This is a genomic window from Serinicoccus chungangensis (assembly GCF_001483745.1).
GTDB lineage: Bacteria > Actinomycetota > Actinomycetes > Actinomycetales > Dermatophilaceae > Ornithinicoccus > Ornithinicoccus chungangensis_A.
The window spans coordinates 367,175-392,056 of record NZ_LQBL01000028.1 but is presented as its reverse complement, the minus strand read 5'-3'; the positions used below and the strand labels follow the sequence as shown (position 1 = coordinate 392,056).

The window sequence follows — 24,882 nt, the reverse complement described above, 5'->3', positions numbered from 1 at the left end:
TCGAGAGGCGCTGAGGGTGCGCACGCCACGCGTGGTCGTCGTCGTCGACCGTTCCGGTGACCGGCTCCCGCCGGGCACCGAGGAGGTCGTGGCGCGGGGATGGCGCCGGGCAGCCCCGCACGCGCAGGTCGAGGCGCACCCGCTGCACGACGGGGGAGCCGGCTTCGCCGCGGTCGTGGGCGAGCGCGCCGCCTCCACCGGCGTCCCCACCGCGACCCACCCCGTCCTCGTGCCCGACCCGGCCGGGCGCGAGGTGCCCGCGGCGGTCACCGTCGTCGGCGAGGGGGAGGGGGCCACGGCATACCTCGACACCGCGCAGGTCGTCGGACGCCACCTCGTGGACGCGGCCCGGCTCGCAGACCCGGTCGGTCTCACCAGTGCCGGGGTCGGCGTGCTGCTGCGCCGCGCCCGGGACCTGGGCGTCGGCCGCGTCGTCGTGGGCGCCGGCCCGGCGGCCGCGCACGACGGCGGCCGCGGGCTGCTCGTCGAGCTCGGTGCCGGTGCCGACCTCGAGCACCTGGCCGCGGTCCGCGAGCGCTGGTCCGACGTCGCGCTGGTGCTCGCGACGACCACCGAGGCGTCGCTGCTCGGCTTCCACGGGGCCAGCGCCTCGCTCGGCGAGCTGGGGGTGGCGCCCGCGGTGACCCAGCGGCTGGAGACCGAGCTCGGGATGCTCACCGACCGCGTCAACGCGCTGCTGCCACCGCCCCGGGACCTGCTGACCGGGCTGCCCCGCCGCCCCGAGCGGTCGCCGGGGTCGGGGGTGGCCGGGGGGATCGGGTACGCCCTGCAGCTGCTCGGGGCGCGCACCGACACCGGCCCCCGCCTGCTGCTCGACGACCTGGGCGTCGGCGGTCGGCTGGCCGGGGCGCTGGTCGTGCTCGTCACCGAGACCTACGACTGGACGACCGTCCACGCGGGGGTGGTCCCCGACACGGCCCGCGCGGCCTCCGAGGTGGCCGCCCCCACGGTCGTGCTCGCCCGGCAGGTCGCGGTCGGTCGCCGGGAGGGCATGTCGCTCGGGGTGAGCGGTTCCTACGGCCTGCGCGCGGGGGAGGACCTGGGCGAGCTGGCGGGGCGGGTCGCCCGCACCTGGACGCCGCCCGGACCCCGGTGACGTACCCTGGCGGGGACGGGAACAGGATCGCCCCAGGGTGACGTTCCACGTGCACGACTTCCCCTCACGAGAGGACCCCAGCGCATGACCGAGACCCAGACCACCCAGAGCCACGGCGTCACCCTCAGCGACCTCGCGGCGGGCAAGGTCAAGAGCCTGCTCGAGCAGGAGGGTCGTGACGACCTGCGCCTGCGGATCGGGGTGCAGCCGGGCGGCTGCTCAGGGCTCATCTACCAGCTCTACTTCGACGAGCGCACCCTCGACGGCGACCTGGTCGCCGACTTCGACGGTGTCGAGGTCGTCGTGGACCGGATGAGCGCGCCGTACCTCGACGGTGCGTCGATCGACTTCGCCGACACGATCGAGAAGCAGGGCTTCACCATCGACAACCCCAACGCCGGCAGCTCCTGCGCCTGCGGAGACAGCTTCAGCTGACCGCGGAACGCGAGCGGAGCGAGCCTGTTCCGCGGAACAGACAGCATGGGCGAGCGGAGCGAGCACGCAGCAGTTCCCGGCGCAGCAGTTCCCGGCGCAGCCGGGCGCGGCGCAGCCCGAGCTCCGGCGGAGCCTGAGCCGACCCCGTGGGAGCTGACCACGGACGGTGCGCTCCCGGGGGAGGACCTGGTCGGGATCGGCGCCGACCTCGCGCCGGGCACCATCCTCGCCGCCTACCGGGCGGGCCTGTTCCCCATGGGTCTGGGTGAGGGCGGCGCCCCTCCGATCGGATGGTGGTCGCCGGACCCGCGGGGGATCCTCCTGCCCGGCGACCTGCACCTGAGCCGCTCCGCCCGTCGCGCCGGCCGGGGGTGGCGGACGACGGTCGACGAGGCCTTCGAGGCCGTCGTCGAAGGGTGCGCCGACCCCCGGCGGGACGGCGGCTGGATCACCCGGGACGTCGCCGAGGCCTACGGGACCCTGCACCGGCTGGGGTGGGCGCACTCGGTCGAGGTGTGGTCCGGGGACGACCTCGTCGGCGGCGTCTACGGGCTGGCGGTCGGCCGCCTCTTCGCCGGTGAGTCGATGTTTCACCGGGTCCCGGACGCCTCCAAGGTGGCCCTGCACGCCCTCGTCGGCGTCCTCTCCGAGGACGGGGAGCCGTGGCTGCTGGACGTGCAGTGGCAGACCCCCCACCTGCGCTCCCTCGGGGTCACGGCGGTCGGCCGGAGCAGCTACCTGGACCTGCTCCGCGAACGGGTGGCGCAGGACCTGCCCCGCCGGTGGCGCGGCATACCCCCCGGTGGGAGAGCCGCAGCCACCCGGTGAGGGTAGAGTGTCTGGCGTGAAGCCGACCGTCCCAGCATCAAGAGGTGGATCTGTGCCACGGACCGAACGACGAGTGGCCCTGGCCGGGTCCGTGAGGCGCCGGGCGGCGGTCCTCGTGGCCGCCGGAACGGGTGCTGCGGTGCTCTCCGGGTGCGGTGACGTCACCCGCGGATACCTCCCCGAGCCCGCGACCGAGGTCGGTCCGGACGTCATCGGTTTCTGGAACGCCACCTGGATCGCGGCGCTCGCGGTCGGGGCGCTGGTCTGCTTCCTCGTCCTGTGGGCGGTCTTCGCCTACCGGCGCCGCAGCGAGGACGAGGTCCCCGTCCAGTTCCGCTACCACGTGCCCTTCGAGATCCTCTACACCGTCGTGCCCGTGCTCATGGTCGCGGCGATGTTCGGGCAGACGGTCACCCTGCAGAACGCCATGCTCGACACCGACCAGGAACCCGACGTCGTCGTCAACGTGGCCGCCAAGAAGTGGAGCTGGGACTTCAACTACGTGGAGGAGCAGGTCTACGTGACGGGCCAGCAGGCCCGCGACCTCAACGAGGGCCAGCCGGGGGTCCCGGAGACCCTGCCCAGGCTGGTGCTCCCGGTCGACAGCCGCGTCGAGTTCGTGCTGACCTCGCGCGACGTCATCCACTCCTTCTGGGTCGTCAACTTCCTGCAGAAGCTGGACATGGTGCCGGGGCGGGTCAACATCTTCCAGGTGACCACCACCGAGGAGGGGACCTTCGCCGGCAAGTGCGCCGAGCTCTGCGGGGCCTACCACTCCGAGATGCTCTTCGAGGTCGACGTGGTCTCGCAGGAGGAGTACGACGCCTTCATCGCCGGTCTCGAGGAGTCGGGCAACACCGGTCAGCTGGGGCCTGACCTCGACCAGTACGAGCTGCAGCCCGACCAGCAGGACAAGCTGCCCGAGGGAGTGAGGAACTGATGGCCATCACCACCGAGCGCCCCGAGGTCGGCGCCCCCCCGCGGCCGCCGCAGGTGTCCGAGCGCAGCTCGTTCGTGCGCAACGCCGTGCGGGTCCTCACCACGACGGACCACAAGGTCATCGGCAACCTCTACTTCGTCACCACGATGGCCTGGTTCATCCTGGGCGGGCTCATGGCGCTGCTCATCCGCGCGGAGCTGTTCGTCCCGGGGCTGCAGGTCGTCGACAACCCGGAGATCTACAATCAGCTGTTCACCATGCACGGCACGGTGATGCTGCTGATGTTCGCGACGCCGTTGTTCGCCGGCTTCGCCAACGCCCTCGTGCCGCTGCAGATCGGCTCGCCGGACGTGGCCTTCCCCCGGCTCAACATGTTGGCCTTCTGGATGTTCCTCTTCGGCAGCCTCATCGCGGTCGGCGGCTTCCTCACCCCCAGCGGGGCCGCCAGCTTCGGCTGGTTCGCCTACCAGCCGCTGGCCGGGCCCACGCACAGCCCCGGGTTGGGCGGGGACCTGTGGGTGGTCGGGCTGGCCGTCAGCGGGTTCGCGACGATCTTCGGCGCGGTGAACTTCATCACCACCATCCTGTGCATGCGCGCCCCCGGCATGACGATGTTCCGGATGCCGATCTTCACCTGGACCATCCTCGTCACCTCGATCCTCGTGCTGGTCGCCTTCCCGGTGCTGGCCGCCGCCTTCTTCGGGATGGCCACCGACCGCATCTTCGGCTGGCACATCTTCGACCCCGAGCACGGCGGCGCCATGCTGTGGCAGCACCTGTTCTGGTTCTTCGGCCACCCCGAGGTCTACATCATCGCGCTGCCGTTCTTCGGCATCATCTCCGAGGTCATCCCGGTCTTCTCGCGCAAGCCGCTCTTCGGCTACAAGACCCTGGTCATGGCGACGATGGCGATCGCCGCCCTGTCGGTCGCGGTGTGGGCGCACCACATGTACGCCACGGGCGCCATCCTGCTGGAGTTCTTCACCATCATGACCATGCTCATCGCGGTCCCGACCGGGGTGAAGTTCTTCAACTGGATCGGCACCATGTGGAAGGGCTCCATCAAGATGGACACGCCCATGCTGTGGGCCGTGGGCTTCCTCATCACCTTCCTCTTCGGCGGGCTGACCGGTGTCATCCTCGCCAGCCCCGCCCTCGACTGGCACGTGTCGGACACCTACTTCGTGGTGGCGCACTTCCACTACGTCGTCTTCGGCACCGTGGTGTTCGCGATGTTCGCCGGCTACTACTTCTGGTGGCCCAAGTTCACCGGCCACATGCTGGACGAGCGGCTCGGCAAGATCCACTTCTGGATGCTGTTCCTGGGCTTCCACGGTACCTTCCTCATCCAGCACTGGCTGGGGGTGCAGGGCATGCCCCGGCGCTACGCCGACTACCTGCCCGAGGACGGCTTCACCTGGATGAACCAGCTGTCGACCGTCTCCTCCTTCCTGCTCGCCGCCTCCATGCTCCCCTTCTTCTACGCGGTGTGGAAGAGCTTCCGCACCCCGAAGGTCGAGGTGGACGACCCGTGGGGCTGGGGTATGTCGCTGGAGTGGGCGACGTCATGCCCGCCGCCGCGGCACAACTTCGAGTCGCTGCCGCGGATCCGCTCCGAGCGCGCCGCCTTCGACCTGCACCACCCGCAGATCGGCACCCTGGAGTCGCCCGAGCCCGACAAGGGGGTCGCCGAGCAGCTGCTCGGTGGGCCTGACACGGACCCGGACGGCCAGAACGGCACGGACCATGGTGGCTACACCGGCAAGGAGCGCGGCTGATGCGGGCAGAGGTCAAGGTCTTCGGTGCCCTGGTGCCGTTCTTCGCGCTGGCCACGGCGCTCTACGCGTGGTTCACCGACCCCCTGGAGTGGGTGGGCGTCATCGGCCTGCTCCTCACCATGCTCTTCACGGCGTTCATCGCCTTCTACCTCTGGGTGACCGGCCGCAAGACGGACGCCCGCCCCGAGGACGACCTGCAGGGCGAGATCGCCGACCTGTCCGGCGACTACGGCCACTTCGCGCCCTACAGCTGGTGGCCGCTGTGGCTGGGCCTGTCGGTCGCGGTGGTCGCCCTGGGGCTCGCGGTGGGCTGGTGGCTGCTCATCTGCGCGGTGCCCTTCCTGCTCATCTCCATCCTCGGCTGGACCTTCGAGTTCTTCCGGGGCGCCAAGGCGGTCTGAGGCCCCGGCCGCGGGTCCTGGCGGCCGGTCCTCGTCAGGGCAGGAGGAGCAGCTTGCCGGTGGTGCCCCCGGCCTCCAGGTCCGTGTGGGCCTGATGGGCGTCGGCTAGGGCGTAACGACCGGACACCCGCACCTGTAGCTCCCCGGCCGCCACCAGGTGCATCAGGTCGTCGGCGCGGGCGAGCAGCTCGGCCCGGTCGGCGACGTAGTGCGCCAGGCTGGGCCGGGTGAGGAAGAGCGAGCCCTGCTGGTTGAGGACCTGCGGGTCGACCGGGGGCACCGGTCCGCTGGCCGCACCGAAGAGCACCATGGTGCCGCGCGGGCGCAGGAGCTCCAGCCCCGCGTCGAAGGTGTCCCGACCCACCCCGTCGTAGACGACGTGGACCCCCTGGCCGCCGGTGATCTCCCGGACCCGGTCGACCAGGTCCTCCTCGCGGTAGAGCACGACGTCGTGGGCGCCGGCGGCACGCGCCAGCTCGGCCTTGGCCGGCGAGCCCACCGTGCCGATCACGTGGGTCCCCGCCCGGGCGAGCAGCTGGGTGAGCAGCAGGCCCACACCGCCGGCGGCCGCGGTCACCAGGGCGGTGTGACCGGGTGCGGCCTCGAAGGTGGTCCGGGCCAGGTAGTGGGCCGTCAGTCCCTGCAGCATCACGGCGGCGGCCGTCTCGAGGTCGACCTCCGACGGCACGAGCACGAGGCGGTCGGCGGCCACGACGGCCTCGTCGGTGTACCCCGTCCCCGGCGACATGGCCCACGCCACGCGGTCTCCCTCGGCGACCCCGGAGACGTCCGGGCCCACCGTGCGGACGGTCCCGGCCCCCTCGCTGCCGACGACGAACGGGGTCGGCAGGGGGTAGGCGCCGGAGCGGTGGTAGACGTCGATGAAGTTCACGCCGGCGGCGGCCACGTCGACCAGCACCTCGCCGGGGCCGGGCTCCGGGGTGGGGCGGTCGACGAGGGTCAGGGCCTCCGGCCCTCCGGGCTGGTCCACGATGATGGCGCGCATGCCGCGACGCTATCGCGGGCCGGTCAGCCGGTCGCGGCGACCCACCGCTGGACGACCTGGGCGGCGGCGCCGCTGTCGAGCGCCTCGGCGGCCCGGCGTATGCCGTCGCGCACCGCCCCGTCCAGCTCCTCGGCGCTGCCGGGGTGCGTGGAGGACTCACCCGCCTCGACGAGGGCCAGGGCCGTGCCCGCGTTGAGCAGGACCGCGTCGCGCACGGCACCCGTCCCGCCGTCGAAGAGACGGCGGGCCACCCGGGCGTTGTGCTCGGCGTCCTCCCCGCGCAGCTCCTCCAGGGGGTGCAGGGGCAGGCCGAGGCGTCGGGGGTCGAGCACGTGCTGCGCCACCCGGCCCTCGTCGTCCGCCCACCACAGCGAGGTCGTGGTGGCCGTGGTGATCTCGTCCAGGCCGTCGTCACCGCGGAACACCACCGCCCGGGTGCCGCGGTCGGCGAAGACCTGCGCCATGAGCGGGGCCATGCGGGCGTCGGCGCAGCCCACCGCGGCGTAGCGGGGTTGCGCCGGGTTGGTGAGCGGCCCGAGGAAGTTGAAGGCGGTGCCGATCCCCAGCTCGCGGCGCACGGCCCCGGCATACCTCATCGACGGGTGGAAGGTGAGGGCGAAGCAGAACGTGATGCCCGCCTCGTGCGCGACCTGCCGGACCCGCTCGGGGGAGAGGTCGAGGCGGACGCCGAGGGCCTCGAGCATGTCGGCGGACCCGGACCGGCTGGAGGCGGCGCGGTTGCCGTGCTTGACCACCGTCGCGCCGGCCGCCGCCATGACGACGGCCGACATCGTCGAGATGTTGACCGTCATGGCCCGGTCGCCGCCGGTCCCGACGATGTCGACGGTCGGCCCCGGGACCTCGAGCCGGTGCGCGTGCTGCAGCATCGTGCTCGACAGCCCGGACATCTCCTGCGCCGTCTCGCCCTTGGTGCGCAGCGCGGTGAGGAAGCCGCCGAGCTGGGCGTCGCTGGCCGCGCCCGTCATGACCTGGTCCATGACCCAGGACGTCGTGCTGCTGGAGAGGTCCTCGCCGCGGGTGAGCGCGCTGAGGACGTCCGCCCAGCCGGTGACGAGGGTTCCGGCGCCGGCCCCTCCCGTCCGGTCGGCGCCGCCGTCGGTCACCGGCGGGCCAGGTCGGCGACGGCCGCCGTCAGCCGTGCCTCGTCGAGGGGGCGGGAGAGGACCGCGTCGGCCTGCGACCAGGTCGCGAGCCACCCGTCGCCGGGACGACCCGTGAGCACGAGGACCGGGGGGCAGTCGAACAGCTCGTTCTTCAGCTGCCGGCAGACGCCCATGCCGCCGTAGGGCTGCGACTCGCCGTCCAGGATGAGCAGGTCGTAGTCGCCGTCCCGGGCCTCGATGAGGGCCACCTCGGGGGTGGCGCACTCCTTCCACCGCTCGATGACCACGTCGTCCGCGGGCCGCTCACCGACGCCGACGCGGACGGCGTCCCGCACCGAGCGGTCGTTGCTGTAGAGCAGGACCGAGACGGAGGTGGTGGTAAGGCCGCCGGAGGCGGAGGGGACCGCGGGAGTGCTCATGCCGGCGATCCTACCGAGCCGCCCGACCCGGAGGAAGCACGGGAGCGCCTGCGGCGGGGTGGCCGCGCGTGCTGTGCCGCGATGGGCCTAAGATGGGCCTGTGGCGACATCTCCTGCAGCAACCCTGAGCGACGCCGACCGGTTCCACGCGACCGCGCACGGACCGGCGACCCGGCCCAACATGGTCGCGGTCGGCACCATGGTCTGGCTGGGCAGCGAGATCATGTTCTTCGCCGGGCTGTTCGCGATGTACTTCACCATCCGCTCGGTCTCTCCCGACCTGTGGGCCGAGCGCACCGAGTACCTCGACGTCACCTTCGCCACCATCAACACGATGATCCTCGTCATCTCCTCCGTGTGGTGCCAGTTCGGGGTGTGGAAGGCCGAGCGGGGCATCCCGCACCGGACCGGGAGCCTGTTCCACATCGGCAACCCCCTGGGCGACACCGGCTGGGGCATGCGGGAGTGGTACACCCTCACCTACCTCTTCGGCGCGACCTTCATCGCCGGGCAGGTGTGGGAGTACGCCACGCTGACCATGGAGGGTCTCACCCCCACCGCCGACCCCTACGGCTCGGTCTTCTACATCACCACCGGCTTCCACGGCCTCCACGTGACCGGCGGGCTCATCGCCTTCCTCCTCATCATCGGCCGCAGCTTCACCGCCAAGCGCTACACCCACGCGCAGGCCACCGGTGCGGTGGTCACCTCCTACTACTGGCACTTCGTCGACGTGGTGTGGATCGCGTTGTTCGCGGTCATCTACCTGCTGCAATGAGACGTCCGCGCCTCCGTCCCCGTCCCGCCGTCCCCGAACCCCGGAAGGACCGCCGAGTGAACTTCCTCGCCGCCCGCCGTCGCAGCCCGCTGGCGCTGCTCGTGCTCCTGTTCCTGGGCCTGACCTTCACGGGCACGGCCTACGCCGCCCTGCAGACCAACGTCCCGCCCGGGACCTCGGCCGAGGGCGCCTCCCAGGAGCAGCTCGACGAGGGCCGCGAGCTCTTCCTCGGCAACTGCGCCTCCTGCCACGGTGCGAACGCCGAGGGCAACGGCGAGGCAGGCCCCTCCCTCTACGGCGTGGGTGCCGCCGCGGTGGACTTCCAGGTGGCCACCGGCCGGATGCCGCTGCCGGCGCCGGGCGTCCAGGCCGAGCGCAACATCTCGCAGGTGCACTTCAGCGACGAGGAGATCACCGCCCTCGCCGTCTACGTCGACTCCCTCGCCCCCGGCCCGGACGTGCCGGAGGAGCAGTGGCTCGACGCCTCCCAGGGTGATGCTGCCAACGGCGGCGCGGTCTACCGCACGAACTGCGCCATGTGCCACAACTCCTCGGGCACGGGTGGTGCCCTGACCCGGGGCAAGTACGCCCCCACCCTCATGGGTGTGGACGAGCAGCACATCTACGAGGCCATGCTCACCGGCCCGCAGTCCATGCCGGTGTTCAACGACCAGAACATCACCCCCGAGGAGAAGCGCGACGTCATCGCCTTCCTCAAGAGCATCGAGGACGGCGCCAACGACCAGGGCGGCCACACGCTGGGCAGCCTGGGTCCGGCCGGCGACGCCCTCTTCGCGTGGACGATCGGCATCCTCGCCTTCATCGGCGCTGCCGTGTGGCTCGGACGAAAGGCGGCCTGAACCATGACGAACCCCCACCACGACGACACCACCCCGGCCAGGCGCCAGGCCACCGACGCCCCGGCCCGGACCGAGCGTTTCGAGAACCCGGGGCTGCCGCCGCACGTGCCGCGTCGCGCCGACGAGGACCCCAAGGCCGCCAAGCGTGCCGAGATCCAGGTCGTCGTGCTGTTCACCCTGTCGGCGCTGGCGTCCATCGCGTTCGTCATCGCCTACTTCGCCATCGACCCCGACCTCAAGGGCTACCTGCTGGGCATCGGGGAGATCAACCTCTTCCACCTCGCGATCGGCATCACCACGGCCGTCTCGCTCCTCGGCATCGGCCTGGGTGCCATCCACTGGGCCAAGACGCTCATGCCGGACGAGGAGGTGGTGGAGCAGCGCCACCCCCAGGTCTCCGGTGACGACGACCGCGAGGCGGTGGCGCAGACCCTGTCGCACGGCTGGCGCAGTTCCCAGCTCAACCGCCGCTCGGCCATCCTCGGGTCGGCCGGCGGGGCCCTGGGGCTCTTCGCTCTCCCGATCGCCCTGCCGGTCGTCGCCGGGCTGGGCCCGCGTCCGCAGGGGCTCTACACCACCAACTGGACGGAGGGCACGCTGCTGCGGATCGACCCCTCCAACGCGGCGATCCGGGCCGGTGACGTCACCCAGGGCTCGGTCTTCCACGTCATGCCGGACGGCTGGGTGGGCCACGAGGCGGTCGAGGAGCACGGTGCCGAGGAGGCGATGATCGCCAAGGCCAAGGACCAGGTCATCCTGGTCCGCCTGGACCCCTCCCTCATCAAGAGCCAGAAGCAACGCGAGTGGGGCTACGAGGGCATCGTGGCCTACTCCAAGGTGTGCACCCACGTGGGGTGCCCGGTGGCGCTGTACGAGCAGCAGACGCACCACCTGCTGTGCCCGTGCCACCAGTCGACGTTCGACATGACCGACGACTGCAACGTCATCTTCGGGCCGGCCAGGCGGCCCCTTCCCCAGCTGCCGATCACGGTCGACGGCGATGGATACATCGTGGCCGCGGGCCCGTTCCGCGAGCCCGTCGGACCCAGCTTCTGGGAGCGCGAGCGCCCAGGCTTGATGGGAGTTGAGTAGTCGTGACGACGCACGTCCCCCAGGGCGCGGACCACCTGCGCTCCGATGAGACCCCGCCGGAGCGTCCGGCCAGCCAGACCGATCAGTCCTCGCCGGACGCCAAGTTCCCCGGGGCGCTGGTGTGGGCCGACGAACGCGTCGGCGCGGCCAAGGGCCTGCGTTTCGCCCTGAAGAAGGTCTTCCCCGACCACTGGAGCTTCCTGCTCGGCGAGATCGCGATGTACTCGATGATCATCGCGCTCATCACGGGGACGTTCCTCACCCTCTGGTACGTCCCCAGCATGGGCCACGTCGTCTACGACGGCGACTACGTCCCGCTCAAGGGTGTCGGCATGTCCGAGGCCTACGCCTCCACCCTCGACATCAGCTTCGAGGTCAAGGGCGGTCTGCTCATCCGGCAGCTGCACCACTGGTCGGCGCTGTTCTTCATCGTCGGCATCGCGCTGCACGCCGCGCGCGTGTTCTTCACCGGTGCCTTCCGCAAGCCGCGTGAGATCAACTGGCTCATCGGTGTCGTCCTGTCGCTGCTGGCGATCATCGAGGGCTTCGCCGGCTACTCGCTCCCGGACGACCTGCTCTCCGGCACGGGTATCCGGGCCATGAACGGCTTCATGATGTCGGCGCCGGTCATCGGCACCTGGATGACCTTCTTCGTCTTCGGCGGCGAGTTCCCGGGCGAGGCCATCATCCCGCGGCTCTACATCGCCCACGTGCTGCTCATCCCGGCGATCCTCGTCGGGCTCTTCGTGCTGCACCTGGCCCTCGTCGTGGTCCACAAGCACACCCAGTACCCCGGGCCGGGACGGACCAACGACAACGTGGTCGGCTTCCCGATCATGCCGGTCTACGCCGCCAAGGCCGGCGGGTTCTTCTTCGTCGTCTTCGGCATCACCGCCCTGGTCTCCGCCCTGGTGCAGATCAACGGGGTGTGGGTCTACGGGCCCTACGACCCGACCCAAGTGACGGCGGGCAGCCAGCCGGACTTCTACATGTGGTTCTCCGACGGTGCGCTGCGCCTGCTCCCGGGATGGCTGGAGTTCACCCTCTTCGGGACCGTCTGGAGCTTCAACATCTTCCTCGGGTCGCTCGTCCTGCTGCCCCTCGTGTGGGTGGTCCTGGGCGCCTACCCGTTCCTCGAGGCCTGGGTCACCGGCGACAAGCGCGAGCACCACATCCTGCAGCGTCCGCGCAACGCGCCGACCCGGACGGCAATCGGCGCCGCGGCCATCTCGATGTACCTCGTGCTGGCCCTGGCGTGCGTCAACGACATCCTGGCCATCAAGCTGGGGCTGTCGATCAACGACCTGACCATCCTCTTCCGGACGATGTTCTTCGTGCTCCCGGTCCTGGTGTTCTTCGTGACCAAGCGGTTGTGCCTGTCGTTGCAGCGCCACGACCGTGAGCGGGTCCTGCACGGCAACGAGACCGGGCGCATCGTCCGCACCCCGGAGGGTCGGTTCTTCGAGGCGCACGAGCCTCTGGACGAGTTCGAGCGCTGGGCGCTCGTGGACTACGACACCCCGACCCCGCTGGGTCTCACCCAGGGCCCGGACGTCGACAGCCGTGGGGTCGCCCGCCGCCGCAGCCCGCTGGCGGGTGCGCAGGCCGCCCTGTCGTCGTTCTTCTACAAGGACGCCGTCACCGCGGTCACGCCGGAGGAGCTCGCGGCGGCCCACCACCACGGAGAGCACGACGCGCTCGAGGCGCCGGGTGTCCCCCAGCTGGGTGCGCCCGTCAACGACAGCACCGGTGACGACGACTTCTCCGACGGGCACGGGTCCGCGGTCCAGGCACCCACGCACCATCGCTGAGGTCCAGCCCGACGGACCGCGCCCTGCCCCGGAGACGGATGGCGGGGCGCGGTCGCGTCCGGGGCCCGAGGATGCCGTGCCCCAGGACGGGCCGCTGACCATGTCGGTGGAGGAGTTCGAGGAGGCCGTCGGGGACTCCCTCGACCTCGTCCCCGCACCGCTCATGGCCCGGCTCGACAACGTCGTCTTCCTCGTCGAGGACGAGCCCCCGCCCGAGGATCCGGACCTGCTGGGTCTCTACGACGGCATCCCGCTCACCGAGCGCGACTGGGGGGCCCAGCTCCCGGACCGGATCTTCGTCTACCGGGGTCCGCTGCTGCGCATGTGCGCCGACCGCGAGGAGCTGCTGGACGAGATCGCGGTGACGGTGGTGCACGAGATCGCCCACCACTTCGGGATCGACGACGACCGTCTGCACGAGCTGGGGTGGGGCTGAGCGTCGGGGGCTAGAGTGAGCGGGTGATTTCTGCCATCGTCATGATCAAGGCCGAGGTCGGTCGCATCCCCGAGGTCGCCCAGGAGATCGCCGAGATCGAGGGGATCCGGGAGGTCTACTCCGTGACCGGGGACGTCGACCTCATCGCGATCGCGCGGGTGCAGCGGCACGAGGACTTCGCCGACGTCATCGCCGACCGCCTCAACAAGGTGGGCGGGGTGCTGGAGACGACCACCCACATCTCCTTCCGCGCCTACTCCTCCTCCGACCTCGAGGCGGGGTTCTCCCTGGGTCTGGAGCACTGAGGCCGACCGCTCACCCGGGAAGGGCGCCGACCGGTCTGTCGAACGGCCGGACCTCGCGCCCCGCCGCGGGCTCGGTGGTCGACCAGGACGCCGCTCCGGGCTCGAGCAGGGCGCGGCTCGCGCCCGCACCTCCCACGGGGCAGGTCCACTCGCCCTGGAGGTCGACCAGCCGCACCCCCGGTGCCTCCAGCCAGCGCAGCACGAGCTCGGTCTCCTCCACCAGAGCGACGGGCGCGTCCGAGCCCTCGGGCGGGGAGACCACCTCCGCGGTCTCGCGCAGCGCCTCGACGTAGGGCATCGGGTCTGCGCCACGTGGGCTGAGGCAGGCGCCGGCGAGCCGGCCGTAGCGCACGCAGACCAGCTCCCAGCCTCCTTCCTCGCGCCGGCGGGCGGCGACCACCTCGGGGGAGCGCGTCAGGGGGCGCAGCCGCTGGCCCCGTGCCGTGGCCCGCACCAGGGCCATCATCCGGTCCCGCAGCGTGCGAGCCTCCTCGAAGCGCTCCTGCCCGGCCAGCTCGTCCAGCCGGACCCGCAGGGCGGCCACGACGTCCGTGGTGCTGCCGACCAGCGCGCGTCCCGCCTGCTGGGCCACCTGCGCGTAGTCCTCCCTGCTCTGCGCCCCGACGCACGGCCCCCCGCACCGCCCGATCTCCAGCAGCACGCAGGCGCTCGAGCCGGGTGAGCGCTCGGAGAGGCGGCGGGTGCACTGCCGCAGGGGGACGACCTCGTGCAGCGCCGTGACGGCGGCCTCGGCGCTGCGCCGCGAGCCGAACGGCCCGGCATACTGGGCGCGGTCGTCGCGGACCGACCGGACGACGGACAACCGGGGGAACGGCTCGTCGGTCAGGCGCACCCAGACGGCCTTCTCGGGGTGCCGAGACCGGCGGTTGTAGCGCGGCTTGTGCTCGGCGATGAGCCGCAGCTCGCGGACCGAGGCCTCCAGGGCGGTGGCGCACACGATGGGGGTGAGGGAGTCGGCGAGACCGACCATCTCCGTCATCCGCCGTCGGCCCTCCGAGGCCGTGAAGTAGCTGAGCGTGCGGCGCCGCAGGTCGCTGGCGGTGCCGACGTAGAGCGGGACGCCGGCGCGGTCGCGGAAGACGTAGACCCCGGGGGCCGAGGGCATGGCCTCCGCCAGGACGCGCTTGCGCCGCTGTGCCGGGCTGACCCGTGAGCTGTAGGACTGCAGCTCCTCCAGGGTGTGCACCCCGAGGTTGCCCACCCGCTCGACCAGCCCGTGCAGGACGTCGACGGTGGCCCGGGCGTCGTGCAGCGCCCGGTGGTCGGGGGTCGTGGCGGAGCCGAACAACCGGGCCAGGCTGGCGAGCTTGTGGTTGGGGGCCTCGTCCTTGTGTACGAGCTGGCGGGCGAGCCGCACCGTGTCCAGGACGGGGAAGCCGGGCCAGGCGTGCCCGGTCTCGGCGGCGGCGGCCTTGAGGAAAGACACGTCGAAGCCGGCGTTGTGGGCGACCAGGACGCTGCCCCGCGCGAACTCCAGGAACTGGGGCAGCACCACGGAGATGGGCGGTGCCTCGACGACCATCGCGTTGGTGATGCCCGTCAGGACGGTGATGAAGCCGGGGATCGGCGTGGCCGGACGGACCAGCGTCTGGAGCTCACCCAGGACCTGGCCGCCCCGCACCTTGACGGCCCCGACCTCGGTGATCTGCGAGCCCGAGGGCGACCCACCGGTGGTCTCGAGGTCGACGACGACGAAGGGGACCTCGGACAACGGGGTGCCGAGGTCCCCGAAGGTCGGCTGCGTGTAGGTCACCGGTCGGTCTCGGCCGGGAGGAGGGCCTGAGGCCCGCCGTCGCGTGTCCAGCGTCTGCATACCGCCGAGGCTAGGTGGGCGCACCGACAGACCGGGCCGGGCGCGCCGTCCGCACGACGGGCGCACGACGGGGCACGGGGTATGTCGGTGGCCCCTCCTAGCGTCGTCGTCATGAAGGAGGTGGACCCCATGCCCTCGTACTCGACCCCACCACCCACCCCGGACGACCGGGCCGTCACGGTGATCGACTGTCACACGTGCCCGGTCCGTGGCCACCACTGCGGGGACTGCTTCGTGCCCGTCCTCGGTCGTGTCTGGCTCGAGGACCCGGCGCCGGCGCCGTCGTCGGCCTCGGAACCCCGGGCCGCCCCAGGGGCGCCGGAGCCGCCGGGCGGGCAGGACCCGGCCCCGCAGCACCGGAGCGGGCGACTGGACAGCCACGAGCTGGCTGCCGTCGGTGCCTTCGTGCGGGCCGGGCTGGTCACTCCTGGCGAGGCCCGGGGAGCCCGGGCCGTCCTCAGCCCGTCCCGGCGCGCCGCGGCGGGCTGAGGTCCGGACGGTCCGTCCGGGCCGCCGTCATCGCGACCGGTAGATCGCCTCGATCTGCTCGGCGTGCGACGCGGCCACGACGTGTCGGCGCAGCTTGAGCGACGGGGTGAGCGTCCCGGCCTCGACGGTGAAGTCCTCGGCCAGCACGGTGAAGGCGCGGATCGACTCCGCGCGGCTGACCGTGGCGTTGGCCTCGTCCACCACGGCCTGGATCTCCTGCCGCAGGAGGGGATGCACGACGACCTCCTCGGGGGGCAGTCCGCCGAGACCTCGGCGCTCCAGCCAGCCGGGCAGCACGTCGGCGTCCAGCGTCACCAGGGCCGCGACGAAGGGCCGGGCGTCCCCGACGACCATGCCGTGCGAGACGAGCGGATGACGGCGCAGCCGGTCCTCCAGGGGACCCGGGACGACATTCTTGCCGCCGGCGGTGACGATGACCTCCTTGCTGCGGCCGGTGATGCGCAGGAACCCGTCGGCGTCCAGCTCGCCCAGGTCCCCGGTCCGGAGCCACCCGTCCCGCAGCACCGCCTCGGTGCCCGCCGGGTCGTGGCGGTAGCCGCGGAACACCCCCACGCCCCGGACGAGGATCTCGCCCTGGTCGTCGACCCGCACCGCGACCCCGGGCAGGGGGCGTCCGACGGTCCCGATGCGCAGCTGGTCCGGGGTGTTGACGGTGGCCGGTGCCGTGGTCTCGGTCAGGCCGTAGCCCTCGAGGACGACGATGCCCGCGCCCCGGAAGAAGTGCCCCAGCCGTGCCCCCAGCGCGGCCCCGCCGGAGATGGCGTAGCGCACCCGTCCCCCCAGGGACGCGCGCAGGCGACGCAGGACCAGGCGGTCGGCGACGGCGTGCTGCAGCGTCAGGCCGGGTCCGACCGACCCGGTGTCCACCGCCCGGCTGTGGGCCTCGGCGACCCGGGCCGCCCACCGGAAGACGGCGCCCCGCCCGGAGGCCTGCGCCCGCTGCTCGGCGGCGGCGTAGATCTTCTCGAAGACGCGGGGCACCGCCAGCACGAAGGTCGGGCCGAAGCCGGCCAGGTCCTCCAGCAGCGTGCGGGCGTCCGGGCTGTGGCCCAGCCGCACCCCCGCCCGCAGGCAGACGACCTGGATGAACCGGGCGAAGACGTGCGCCAGCGGGAGGAAGAGGAGGTTCGCGGCGCCCGGGGCCTCGACGACGACGCCGAGCCGCTCGCAGGCGTTGTCGGCCAGGGCCATGAAGTTGCCGTGGGTCAGCTCGCAGCCGCGGGGCGCCCCGGTCGTGCCGGAGGTGTAGATGACCGTGGCGAGGTCGTCGCGCCCGACGCCGCGGCGGCGCGACTCCAGCTCGGCGTCCGCGACCTCCAGCCCCGCGGCCGCCAGCTCCTCCAGCGACCCCGACCCGATCTGCCACACGTCGCGCAGATCGGGCAGGTCGTCCCGGCACCGGGTGACGACCGCTCGCATCGCGGCGTCCTCGACGATGATGGCGACCGCCCCCGAGTCCTGGCAGATCCACCTCACCTGCTCGGCGGAGCTCGTCTCGTAGACGGGTACCGGCACCGCCCCGGCGCTCCACAGCGCCAGGTCCGTCACGGTCCACTCTAGGCGCGTCCGGCTCATCAGCGCCACCCGGTCACCCGGGCGGATGCCGGCGGCGAGGAAGCCCTTGGCCAGGCGGTCGACCCGCCGCTGCAGCTCGACCGCGGTGACGTCGTGCCAGGTGTCCCCGTCCCGGGTGGAGGCCAGGACGCGCGAGGGCTCCCGGTGCGCCCACCCGAGCAGGTAGTCCACGAGGTTGCCGGTCCCGGACCCGGTCGCCAGGGGAGGGACGGACACCTCGGACACGACAGCAGCTCCCCTTCGCGGATCGGCTTCACTCGGGCGGGCTCACCCTACCCTCGCCCGGTAGGGTGCTCGGGTGAGGACCTGCGTCGGCGTGGACATCGGAGGCACCAAGATCGCGGCCAGCGCGGTCCAGGACGGCACCATCCTGGAGCAGGCGTTGCGCGAGACCCCTGCACAGGCGCCGGACGACATCGTGACCGCCGTCGCCGACCTCCTGCGTGAGCTGGCGGAGCGGCTCGGCCCGGACCGCCCGGTCGAGGCGGTCGGGGTGGCGTGCGCCGGCTTCATCGACCGCACCGGCGACCTCGTGGTCTTCGCCCCCAACCTCGCCTGGCGCGACGAGCCGCTGCGGGAGCGGCTGGAGCAGGCCACCGGGCTGCCGGTCGTGCTGGAGAACGACGCCAACGCGGCCGCGTGGGGGGAGTTCCGCTTCGGCGCCGCCCGGGACGCCGAGGAGATGGTGCTCATCACCCTGGGCACCGGCGTCGGCGGGGGCATCGTCGTGGACGGGGAGCTCGTCCGGGGCACGCACGGGATGGCCGCCGAGGTCGGTCACATGCGGATGGTCCCGGACGGCCACCGGTGCGGGTGCGGCAACAAGGGCTGCTGGGAGGTGTACGCCTCGGGCAGCGCCCTGGTGCGGGAGGCGCGCGACCTCCTGGCCGGCGGCAGCCCGCACGCGGGCGCGCTGTCGGACGCCTGCGGAGGGGACCCGGGCGCCCTCACCGGGGTCATGGTGACGCAGGTCGCCCAGGACGGGGACCCGGCGGCCCAGGAGCTCCTCGAGGACGTCGGTCGCTGGGCCGGGGAGGGCCTGGCGTCCCTCGCCGCCATCCTCGACCCCGGGCTGCTCGTCATCGGTGGCGGGGTCTCGGCGGCCGGAGACCTCGTCCTGCAGCCGGCCCGGCGCGCGTTCGCCCGCCACCTCACCGGACGGGGACACCGCGACATCACGCCGGTGGTGCTGGCCGAGCTCGGCAACGAGGCAGGGATGATCGGGGCGGCCGACCTCGCCTCGCGCCGGGTGTGAGCGTCCCGGCCGAGGCCCCCGCGGGCCCGGCCGTCGGTGTCGACGTCGGGGGGACCCACGTCAAGGCAGGGCTGGTCGACGCGCACGGCCGGGTGACCTCGGAGGCCCACCGCCGGACCCCTGCGCGCACCGCCGCGGCTGCCGTCGTGGAGGGGCTCGTGGTCGAGGTGGTGCGCGAGCTCCTGAAGCAGGTGCCGCCCGGGGTCCGTGCCCGCGTGCCGGTCGGGGTGGGGGCGGCCGGCTTCGTCGACGCCGACCGGGGCCGCGTGGTCTTCGCGCCGCACCTGTCCTGGCGCGACGAGCCGCTGCGGGACACCCTGGAAGCACGGCTCGGGCGCCCGGTGGTGCTCGACAACGACGCGCACGCCGCGGCCTGGGCCGAGCACCGGTTCGGGGCCGGTCAGGGGGAGAGCCACCTGGTCGTGCTGACGCTGGGGACCGGCATCGGCGGTGCCATCCTCACCCACGGCCGGCTGCAGCGCGGGCGCCACGGGCTGGCCGGGGAGTTCGGGCACCAGCAGCTGGTCCCCGGGGGGCTGCCGTGCGAATGCGGCAACCAGGGGTGCTGGGAGCAGTACGCCTCGGGGCGGGCGCTCACCCGGCTGGCCCGGGAGGCGCTGCGGGTCGGGGGTCCGGCCGGGGCGGGGCTGCGGGCCGCCGGTCCGGGTGACGACCTGTCCGGGGTCACCGGCGAGCACGTCTGGCGGGCCGCGCGCGACGGGGACCCCACGAGCCGGAGGATCCTGGCCGAGGTCGGGCGGTGGCTGGGGACGGGCCTGGCCGGTGTCGTGGGCTCCCTCGACCCGGGCACGGTCGTCGTCGGGGGTGGCGTCAGCGGGGCCGGGGACCTCCTGCTCGACCCGGCGCGCGAGACCCTCGCCGGCACGCTCGTCGGCCGTGGCCACCGCCCGGTCCCTCCTGTGCTGGCGGCACGGCTGGGGCCGCGGGCCGGTGTCGTCGGGGCCGCCGACCTCGCCCGCCGCCGGGACCCGGCGTCCTCCCCGAGCACGGCGGGGGACCGGTGACCCCGCATACCGGACCCTCCGGTGGGGTGGGGGAGGATGAGCCCATGCCCACCCTGCGCGTCGCCAGCTACAACCTGCGCGGACTCAAGGACAGCGCGGACGCGGCCGCCGCCGTCGTCCGCGCGATCCGCCCCGACGTCCTGCTGCTGCAGGAGCTGCCCCGCCACCCCGGCTCGGAGTACGTCGTCAGCTCCTTCGCCCGCAGCTGTGACCTGCTCTGGTCCGGCCGCACCCGCCTGCTCAGCGGCACCGGTCTCATGACCGCCCTGCGGGTGACGGCGGCCGACTCGGTGGACCGTCGGCTCCGCGTCGGGCTGCGGGAGAACCCGCGCAGCTACACCACGACCCGGGTCCGGCTCCCGGAGGGACCGCAGCTGGACGTCGTGTCGGTCCACCTGTCGCTGCGGGCCGAGCAGCGCGAGCAGCACGCCGGCACCGTCCTGGCCGAGCTCGCCAGGGCGCGGGCCGGCTCCGAGGACGTGCCCCTGGTGCTGGGCGGCGACCTCAACGAGGAGCGTGACGGGGCGGCGTGGCAGATGCTGGCGGACGCCGTGCAGGAGGTCAGCGCCGACCGGCCGACCTTCCCCGCCCACCAGCCGCACCGCCACATCGACGCGGTGTTCGCCCGGGGCCACCGGGGGGCCCGGCCCGGGGACCCCGCCCTGCTGGAGGGTATGCCGGTGCGCGAGGCCAGCGACCACCTGCCGGTCTGGGTGGACCTCGAGGTCTGAGGGTCCGAGGCCGGTCGGCCGGGCGCGAGACGCGCCGCGGCGCGGCTCAGACCCGGGCGCCGTCGTCCCCGTCGAAGGGCGGTCGGCGCCGCGGCTGGCGCAGCACCAGCAGGACGAACCCGCCGATGGCGAGAACCGCCCCGACCACCGCGAAGACGGGGTGCAGCAGGGGCACGACCGCCGCGAGCACCACGAGCAGGGGGCCGACGACCAGACCGACGACGATGCCCCAGAAGTGCAGGTCACCGGCCGGCAGGGGCTCCGGCGGCGGAGGGACGAAGTGGTCGTCGTCCTCCACCTCCGGTGGCTCGTAGGACCGGTGGTCGGTGGCCATCCCCTCCGGGGTCCGCGGACCGAGGTGCGAGGGGCGCCCGGACGTCGGCTCGGGGTCCGGGGCGGAGGGCCAGGGCGGGTTGACCGCCCCCCGGTGCTGGGTGTCGGCCTCACCGCGCAGGCCCGCCACGATCTCGCGGAAGGCCCGGTCCACGTCAGGGTCGGCGGGGCCGTCCTCGGGGCTGCGGTGGCTCACCGCCCCAGTCTCGCACGCTGCCGGGTCGGTCCCACGCGGCGAGCGGCTCCCGGGGGTAGAGTCAGCGCGCACACCGGCGCCCGCAGCGCGGCGGACGACACGGCCGAAGGAGGACCCCGATGATCTACTGGATCCTCAAGCACCTGGTGGTCGGTCCGCCGTTGAAGGCCGTCTTCCGACCCTGGATCGAGGGCAGGCACCACCTCCCCGAGACGGGCGCGGCGATCCTGGCGAGCAACCACCTGTCGTTCTCCGACTCGATCTTCCTGCCGCTGCTCGTGGACCGCCGGATCACCTTCCCCGCCAAGATGGAGTACTTCACCGGCACCGGCGTCAAGGGCTGGCTCACCCGGCTGTTCTTCACCTCCACGGGCCAGATCCCGATCGACCGTTCCGGGGGCACGGCGTCCCTGGCCGCGCTGGAGCAGGGCCTGCACGTGCTGCGCCGCGGCGAGCTGTTCGGCATCTACCCCGAGGGCACCCGCAGCCCCGACGGCCGGCTCTACCGCGGCAAGACCGGCATGGCCAGGCTGGCGCTGGAGGCCGGCGTCCCGATCATCCCGTGCGCCATGATCGACACCGACAAGGCGCAGCCGACCGGCCAAAGGATCCCCAACGTGGTCCAGGTGGGGGTGCGCGTCGGGCGCCCGCTGTCCTGGCCCGAGCACGCCGGGCACAGCGAGGACCACGCGGTGCTGCGGCAGATCACCGACGAGGTCATGGCCGAGCTGCAGCGGCTCTCCGGCCAGGTCTACGTCGACGAGTACGCCGCCAGCGTCAAGGAGCGGCTCGCCGCCCGCGCCCGGTCCGGGGTCGAGCAGGCCCGAGCCGGCCTGGAGCAGGCCACGGAACGGGCCAGGGAGGGTCTGGAGCACGCGGGCGAGAAGGCCCGTGAGGGCCTGGGCCACGCCCGTGAGGACATCGCCGGGGCCACCGGGAAGGCGAAGGAGGGCCTCGCCGAGCGACGGGCGCGACGGCATACCGAGCACGAGGACGCCCCCGAGGCATGACGCGGCGTCAGAACCACCACGTGCCGTCTCCTACCATGGAGCGGTGAGCACCGACCTGACCGGCCTGGCCACCTCCGGGGGCCCCGACATCGACTGGCCCGACCTGCCCGCGCGGCAGCAGCCGACCTGGCACGACCCCGCGGCCCTCGCCCAGACCCTCTCGGTGCTCGGGACCTATCCGCCGCTCGTCTTCGCCGGCGAGTGCGACCAGCTGCGCTCGCGGATGGCCGACGTCGCGGCCGGGCGGGCCTTCACGCTGCAGGGCGGTGACTGCGCCGAGACGCTGGCCGACGTGACCGGGCCCAACATCCGGGACCGCATCAAGACGATCCTGCAGATGGCCGTCGTCCTCACCTACGGCGCGGGGACCCCGATCGTCAAGGTCGGGCGGATGGCCGGGCAGTTCGCCAAGCCGCGCAGCTCGGACACCGAGACGCGCGACGGCGTCACCCTGCCGGCCTACCGCGGGGACATGGTCAACGGGTTCGAGTTCACCCCGCAGGCGCGACGCCCCGACCCCGAGCGGCTGCTGCGCTGCTACCACGCGAGCTCGGCCACCCTCAACCTCGTCCGGGGGTTCACCAGCGGCGGCTTCGCCGACCTGCGCAGCGTGCACGCGTGGAACAAGGGCTTCCTCACCGGGCCGGCGCAGGCGCGCTACGAGGTCATGGCCGGGCAGATCGACCGGGCGGTCCGCTTCCTCGAGGCCTCGGGTGTCGCCGACGCCGAGGAGATGCGCCGCGTCGAGTTCTACTCCGCGCACGAGGCCCTGGTCCTCGACTACGAGCGGCCCATGGTGCGCCGCGACCACCGCACCGGGCTGCTCTACGACACCTCCAGCCACCTCGTGTGGGTGGGCGAGCGCACCCGGGACCTGGACGGTGCGCACATCGACTTCGTCTCCCGGATCCAGAACCCGGTCGCGGTCAAGCTCGGCCCGACCGCCGACCGCGACACCGTGCTCGCCCTCATGGACCGGATCGACCCCGAGCGCACCCCGGGACGGCTCACCTTCATCACCCGCATGGGGGCGGGGACGATCCGGGACGTGCTCCCGTCCCTGCTCACCTCCCTCGGCGAGGACGCCCGACGGGTCGCGTGGGTGTGCGACCCCATGCACGGCAACACCTTCACCTCGCCCAGCGGCTTCAAGACCCGGCGCTTCGAGGACGTCGTCGACGAGGTGCGCGGGTTCTTCGCCGCGCACGCGGAGGCGGGCACCCACCCCGGCGGCATCCACGTGGAGCTGACCGGCAACGACGTCACCGAGTGCGTCGGTGGCACCACCCCCGTCGACCTCGACGACCTGGGGCTGCGCTACGAGACCCTGTGCGACCCCCGGCTCAACCACCAGCAGAGCCTGGAGCTGGCCTTCCTCGTCGCCGAGATGCTGGAGCGGGGCGGTCGCTGAGATGGGTGGCCCCGCCGTCGGCCAGACCGCCGACCTGCGCTCGGACACGCTGACCCGGCCCACGACGGGGATGCGGGCGGCCATGGTCGAGGCCGAGGTCGGGGACGACGTCTACGCCGAGGACCCGACCGTCGCCGCCCTGGAGGAGCAGGTGGCCACGCTGCTGGGGCACGAGGCGGCGCTCTTCATGCCGACGGGGTCGATGGCCAACCAGATCGGGCTGCGCCTGCACGCCGGTCCGGGGTCGGAGGTCATCAGCGACCACCTCGCCCACGTCCTGCGGGCCGAGCTCGGGGCGGCGGCGGCGTTCTCGGGCATCACGACGCGCAGCTGGGTCGCCGAGCGGGGGCGGCTGGACGTCGACACCGCGCTCGCGGTCATGGTGCCCGACGGGGGCGCCTACCAGGTGAGCACGGCCTGCGTCGTCGTCGAGAACACCCACAACTTCGGTGGGGGGACCGTGCAGCCGCTGGAGGACCTGCGCCGCCTGCGGGAGGGGACCCTGGCGGCCGGGGTGGGGGTGCACCTCGACGGGGCGCGCCTCTGGAACGCCCACGTGGCCACCGGGGTGGCCCTCGCGGACTACGGCGCCTGCGCCGACACGGTCTCGGTATGCCTGTCCAAGGGGCTTGGCGCGCCGGTCGGCTCGGTGCTCGTCGCGTCGGCGGAACGCATCGCGCAGGCGCGGATCCTGCGCAAGCGGATGGGCGGCGGCATGCGCCAGGTCGGCCTCCTGGCCGCGGCCGGACGCTACGCCCTGGACCACCAGCTCGACCGGCTGGCGGAGGACCACCGCCGCACCGCGACCGTGGCCCGGGCGCTGGGGGAGGCCGGTCCCGACGTCGTCGACCCGGAGCAGGTGCACACCAACATCCTCGTGCTCGACGTGGGGGCGGCCGGATGGGCCGCCGCCGACTTCGTCGCGGCCGCCGGGGAGCGCGGCGTGCTCGGCTACCCCACCGACGCCCGGCACGCCCGCTACGTCTGGCACCTCGACGTCGACGACCCGATGACCCGGCATGCCCAGGACGTCCTGCTCGAGCTGCTGGACCGGGGCGGCGTCGCTCCGTGACCGACGCCGGGGGCGAGCCAGGCAGCCCGCTGCCCCCCGGGCAGCGGGCGACGCGGGCCTGGCGGCCCTCGCACTACGGCCGGGTGCCACGCCTGGACCCCGAGGCCTGGACCCTGCGGATCGCCGGCGACACCCTCGACGGCGGGGTGACCGTGCTGACGTGGGAGGACCTCGCGGCGCTGGCCTTCGTCGAGGTGTCGGCGAGCCTGCACTGCGTCGATCGGCACACCGTCCCGGGCCTGCGGTGGGGCGGCGTGCGCATGCGGGACGTCCTCGCGCTGGCCCCGCCGCACCCGGACGCCGGTCACGTGCTCCTCGCCGCGGCCCGGGGGTATGCCGCCGGCGTCCTCCTCGAGGACCTGCACCACCCCGACGCCCTCGTCGCGCACAGCGTGCAGGGCGACCCGCTCATGCCCGAGCACGGCTGGCCCGCCCGCGCGGTGCTGCCGCACCTCTACGGGTTCAAGGGCCCGAAGTGGCTCGTCGAGGTGACCTACCATCGGCAGCCGCAACAGGGGTGGTGGGAGTCGCACGGCTACCACCAGCGGGCCCGGGTGGACCGGGAGGAGCGCTGGGCGCACCAGGGCTGAGCGACGGGTC

At 73.1% G+C, this 24,882-nt stretch carries 26 protein-coding genes; 20 read left to right on the top strand and 6 right to left on the bottom strand.

All coding sequences use genetic code 11. The features are described 5' to 3' along the window. Window positions 1-16: 16 nt before the first annotated feature. The 6 genes from AVL62_RS10315 (at window position 17) to AVL62_RS10290 (ending at window position 5,499) form a co-directional block, all read left to right on the top strand. A complete protein-coding gene (locus tag AVL62_RS10315) occupies window positions 17-1,117 on the top strand; it encodes a glycerate kinase (RefSeq protein WP_161937877.1) in 1,101 nt (366 codons plus the stop codon). A gap of 84 nt (window positions 1,118-1,201) precedes the next feature. Continuing rightward, window positions 1,202-1,552 carry a HesB/IscA family protein gene (locus tag AVL62_RS10310; protein WP_058891541.1) on the top strand — a complete coding sequence of 117 codons (351 nt, stop codon included), beginning with the start codon at window positions 1,202-1,204 and terminating at the stop codon, window positions 1,550-1,552. A 45-nt stretch (window positions 1,553-1,597) separates the two neighbouring features. Continuing rightward, complete coding sequence (gene aat / locus AVL62_RS10305; RefSeq protein ID WP_083518862.1) at window positions 1,598-2,380, top strand: leucyl/phenylalanyl-tRNA--protein transferase; 783 nt, start codon at window positions 1,598-1,600, stop codon at window positions 2,378-2,380. 52 nt (window positions 2,381-2,432) lie between these two features. Next, complete coding sequence (gene coxB, locus AVL62_RS10300; RefSeq protein ID WP_058891540.1) at window positions 2,433-3,320, top strand: cytochrome c oxidase subunit II; 888 nt, start codon at window positions 2,433-2,435, stop codon at window positions 3,318-3,320. Next, on the top strand, window positions 3,320-5,098 hold the full coding sequence (gene ctaD, locus AVL62_RS10295) for a cytochrome c oxidase subunit I (protein ID WP_058891539.1): 1,779 nt from the start codon (window positions 3,320-3,322) through the stop codon (window positions 5,096-5,098). The genes coxB and ctaD overlap by 1 nt, the downstream gene beginning before the upstream one ends. Next, complete coding sequence (locus AVL62_RS10290; protein ID WP_058891538.1) at window positions 5,098-5,499, top strand: cytochrome c oxidase subunit 4; 402 nt, start codon at window positions 5,098-5,100, stop codon at window positions 5,497-5,499. The genes ctaD and AVL62_RS10290 overlap by 1 nt, the downstream gene beginning before the upstream one ends. Window positions 5,500-5,533: 34 nt before the next feature. On the opposite strand, the gene AVL62_RS10285 is transcribed toward AVL62_RS10290, so the two are convergent. The 3 genes from AVL62_RS10285 to AVL62_RS10275 are packed head-to-tail and all read right to left on the bottom strand — an operon-like array spanning window position 5,534 to window position 8,048. Next, on the bottom strand, window positions 5,534-6,505 hold the full coding sequence (locus tag AVL62_RS10285; protein ID WP_058891537.1) for a quinone oxidoreductase family protein: 972 nt from the start codon (window positions 6,503-6,505) through the stop codon (window positions 5,534-5,536). Window positions 6,506-6,528: 23 nt separating this feature from the next. Beyond that, the gene (gene trpD / locus AVL62_RS10280) at window positions 6,529-7,629 is read right to left on the bottom strand and encodes an anthranilate phosphoribosyltransferase (RefSeq protein WP_058891536.1); all 1,101 of its coding nucleotides are present in this window, start codon (window positions 7,627-7,629) and stop codon (window positions 6,529-6,531) included. Beyond that, window positions 7,626-8,048, bottom strand: a complete 423-nt coding sequence (locus tag AVL62_RS10275; protein ID WP_058891535.1) for a response regulator transcription factor — start codon at window positions 8,046-8,048, stop codon at window positions 7,626-7,628. Before AVL62_RS10275 ends, trpD begins: the two co-directional genes overlap by 4 nt. Before the next feature lie 181 nt (window positions 8,049-8,229). Between AVL62_RS10275 and AVL62_RS10270 the strand changes: the two genes are divergently transcribed. From AVL62_RS10270 to AVL62_RS10245, 6 genes are all read left to right on the top strand, one after another. Next, complete coding sequence (locus tag AVL62_RS10270; protein ID WP_058891534.1) at window positions 8,230-8,826, top strand: cytochrome c oxidase subunit 3; 597 nt, start codon at window positions 8,230-8,232, stop codon at window positions 8,824-8,826. A 56-nt stretch (window positions 8,827-8,882) separates the two neighbouring features. After that, the gene (locus tag AVL62_RS10265) at window positions 8,883-9,686 is read left to right on the top strand and encodes a c-type cytochrome (protein ID WP_058891533.1); all 804 of its coding nucleotides are present in this window, start codon (window positions 8,883-8,885) and stop codon (window positions 9,684-9,686) included. A gap of 3 nt (window positions 9,687-9,689) precedes the next feature. Next, window positions 9,690-10,778, top strand: a complete 1,089-nt coding sequence (locus AVL62_RS10260) for a ubiquinol-cytochrome c reductase iron-sulfur subunit (protein WP_058891532.1) — start codon at window positions 9,690-9,692, stop codon at window positions 10,776-10,778. A 2-nt stretch (window positions 10,779-10,780) separates the two neighbouring features. Then, window positions 10,781-12,589 carry a cytochrome b gene (locus AVL62_RS10255; RefSeq protein ID WP_058891531.1) on the top strand — a complete coding sequence of 603 codons (1,809 nt, stop codon included), beginning with the start codon at window positions 10,781-10,783 and terminating at the stop codon, window positions 12,587-12,589. Window positions 12,590-12,689: 100 nt separating this feature from the next. Then, window positions 12,690-13,025 (top strand): metallopeptidase family protein, encoded by a 336-nt coding sequence (locus AVL62_RS10250; RefSeq protein ID WP_201023259.1) that lies wholly within the window; start codon window positions 12,690-12,692, stop codon window positions 13,023-13,025. Between the two features lie 23 nt (window positions 13,026-13,048). After that, window positions 13,049-13,330 carry an Lrp/AsnC family transcriptional regulator gene (locus AVL62_RS10245; RefSeq protein WP_058891530.1) on the top strand — a complete coding sequence of 94 codons (282 nt, stop codon included), beginning with the start codon at window positions 13,049-13,051 and terminating at the stop codon, window positions 13,328-13,330. 10 nt (window positions 13,331-13,340) lie between these two features. Here AVL62_RS10245 and AVL62_RS10240 read toward each other — a convergent pair whose 3' ends face one another. Further along, window positions 13,341-15,104, bottom strand: coding sequence for a DEDD exonuclease domain-containing protein (locus AVL62_RS10240; protein ID WP_235585655.1), 1,764 nt, complete (start codon window positions 15,102-15,104; stop codon window positions 13,341-13,343). Between the two features lie 171 nt (window positions 15,105-15,275). Here AVL62_RS10240 and AVL62_RS10235 point away from each other — a divergent pair, with 171 nt between their 5' ends. Continuing rightward, complete coding sequence (locus AVL62_RS10235; protein WP_058891528.1) at window positions 15,276-15,653, top strand: hypothetical protein; 378 nt, start codon at window positions 15,276-15,278, stop codon at window positions 15,651-15,653. 27 nt (window positions 15,654-15,680) lie between these two features. Here AVL62_RS10235 and AVL62_RS10230 read toward each other — a convergent pair whose 3' ends face one another. Continuing rightward, window positions 15,681-17,474: an AMP-dependent synthetase/ligase gene (locus AVL62_RS10230; RefSeq protein WP_058891527.1), complete on the bottom strand. Its 1,794-nt coding sequence runs from the start codon at window positions 17,472-17,474 to the stop codon at window positions 15,681-15,683. Window positions 17,475-17,547: 73 nt separating this feature from the next. On the opposite strand from AVL62_RS10230, the gene AVL62_RS10225 reads away from it, so the two are divergent. From AVL62_RS10225 to AVL62_RS10215, 3 genes are read left to right on the top strand one after another with little or no spacing between them, the layout of a single operon-like run. Continuing rightward, the gene (locus AVL62_RS10225; protein ID WP_058891526.1) at window positions 17,548-18,504 is read left to right on the top strand and encodes an ROK family glucokinase; all 957 of its coding nucleotides are present in this window, start codon (window positions 17,548-17,550) and stop codon (window positions 18,502-18,504) included. Further along, entirely contained in the window at window positions 18,501-19,529 is a 1,029-nt protein-coding gene (locus AVL62_RS10220; protein ID WP_058891525.1) for an ROK family glucokinase, read from the top strand. The genes AVL62_RS10225 and AVL62_RS10220 overlap by 4 nt, the downstream gene beginning before the upstream one ends. A 44-nt stretch (window positions 19,530-19,573) precedes the next feature. Then, window positions 19,574-20,260 carry an endonuclease/exonuclease/phosphatase family protein gene (locus AVL62_RS10215; RefSeq protein ID WP_058891524.1) on the top strand — a complete coding sequence of 229 codons (687 nt, stop codon included), beginning with the start codon at window positions 19,574-19,576 and terminating at the stop codon, window positions 20,258-20,260. A gap of 46 nt (window positions 20,261-20,306) precedes the next feature. Here AVL62_RS10215 and AVL62_RS10210 read toward each other — a convergent pair whose 3' ends face one another. Beyond that, window positions 20,307-20,789, bottom strand: a complete 483-nt coding sequence (locus AVL62_RS10210) for a hypothetical protein (protein ID WP_058891523.1) — start codon at window positions 20,787-20,789, stop codon at window positions 20,307-20,309. 119 nt (window positions 20,790-20,908) lie between these two features. On the opposite strand from AVL62_RS10210, the gene AVL62_RS10205 reads away from it, so the two are divergent. The 4 genes from AVL62_RS10205 to AVL62_RS10190 are packed head-to-tail and all read left to right on the top strand — an operon-like array spanning window position 20,909 to window position 24,872. After that, window positions 20,909-21,799, top strand: a complete 891-nt coding sequence (locus AVL62_RS10205; RefSeq protein ID WP_083518859.1) for a lysophospholipid acyltransferase family protein — start codon at window positions 20,909-20,911, stop codon at window positions 21,797-21,799. Between the two features lie 43 nt (window positions 21,800-21,842). Beyond that, window positions 21,843-23,210, top strand: a complete 1,368-nt coding sequence (locus AVL62_RS10200; protein ID WP_201023248.1) for a class II 3-deoxy-7-phosphoheptulonate synthase — start codon at window positions 21,843-21,845, stop codon at window positions 23,208-23,210. 1 nt (window position 23,211) lies between these two features. Beyond that, window positions 23,212-24,282: a threonine aldolase family protein gene (locus AVL62_RS10195; protein WP_058891522.1), complete on the top strand. Its 1,071-nt coding sequence runs from the start codon at window positions 23,212-23,214 to the stop codon at window positions 24,280-24,282. Further along, window positions 24,279-24,872 carry a molybdopterin-dependent oxidoreductase gene (locus AVL62_RS10190; protein WP_058891521.1) on the top strand — a complete coding sequence of 198 codons (594 nt, stop codon included), beginning with the start codon at window positions 24,279-24,281 and terminating at the stop codon, window positions 24,870-24,872. The genes AVL62_RS10195 and AVL62_RS10190 overlap by 4 nt, the downstream gene beginning before the upstream one ends. Window positions 24,873-24,882: the final 10 nt, after the last annotated feature.

Excerpts from the sequence above, each read along its gene's own strand:
- AVL62_RS10310 (WP_058891541.1), top strand. The coding sequence starts at position 1,202 with ATGACCGAGACCCAGACCACCCAGAGCCACGGCGTCACCCTCAGCGAC.
- aat (WP_083518862.1), top strand. The coding sequence starts at position 1,598 with ATGGGCGAGCGGAGCGAGCACGCAGCAGTTCCCGGCGCAGCAGTTCCC.
- ctaD (WP_058891539.1), top strand. The coding sequence starts at position 3,320 with ATGGCCATCACCACCGAGCGCCCCGAGGTCGGCGCCCCCCCGCGGCCG.
- AVL62_RS10290 (WP_058891538.1), top strand. The coding sequence starts at position 5,098 with ATGCGGGCAGAGGTCAAGGTCTTCGGTGCCCTGGTGCCGTTCTTCGCG.
- AVL62_RS10285 (WP_058891537.1), bottom strand. The coding sequence starts at position 6,505 with ATGCGCGCCATCATCGTGGACCAGCCCGGAGGGCCGGAGGCCCTGACC.
- AVL62_RS10275 (WP_058891535.1), bottom strand. The coding sequence starts at position 8,048 with ATGAGCACTCCCGCGGTCCCCTCCGCCTCCGGCGGCCTTACCACCACC.
- AVL62_RS10270 (WP_058891534.1), top strand. The coding sequence starts at position 8,230 with ATGGTCGCGGTCGGCACCATGGTCTGGCTGGGCAGCGAGATCATGTTC.
- AVL62_RS10260 (WP_058891532.1), top strand. The coding sequence starts at position 9,690 with ATGACGAACCCCCACCACGACGACACCACCCCGGCCAGGCGCCAGGCC.
- AVL62_RS10250 (WP_201023259.1), top strand. The coding sequence starts at position 12,690 with ATGTCGGTGGAGGAGTTCGAGGAGGCCGTCGGGGACTCCCTCGACCTC.
- AVL62_RS10235 (WP_058891528.1), top strand. The coding sequence starts at position 15,276 with ATGAAGGAGGTGGACCCCATGCCCTCGTACTCGACCCCACCACCCACC.
- AVL62_RS10215 (WP_058891524.1), top strand. The coding sequence starts at position 19,574 with ATGCCCACCCTGCGCGTCGCCAGCTACAACCTGCGCGGACTCAAGGAC.
- AVL62_RS10205 (WP_083518859.1), top strand. The coding sequence starts at position 20,909 with ATGATCTACTGGATCCTCAAGCACCTGGTGGTCGGTCCGCCGTTGAAG.
- AVL62_RS10195 (WP_058891522.1), top strand. The coding sequence starts at position 23,212 with ATGGGTGGCCCCGCCGTCGGCCAGACCGCCGACCTGCGCTCGGACACG.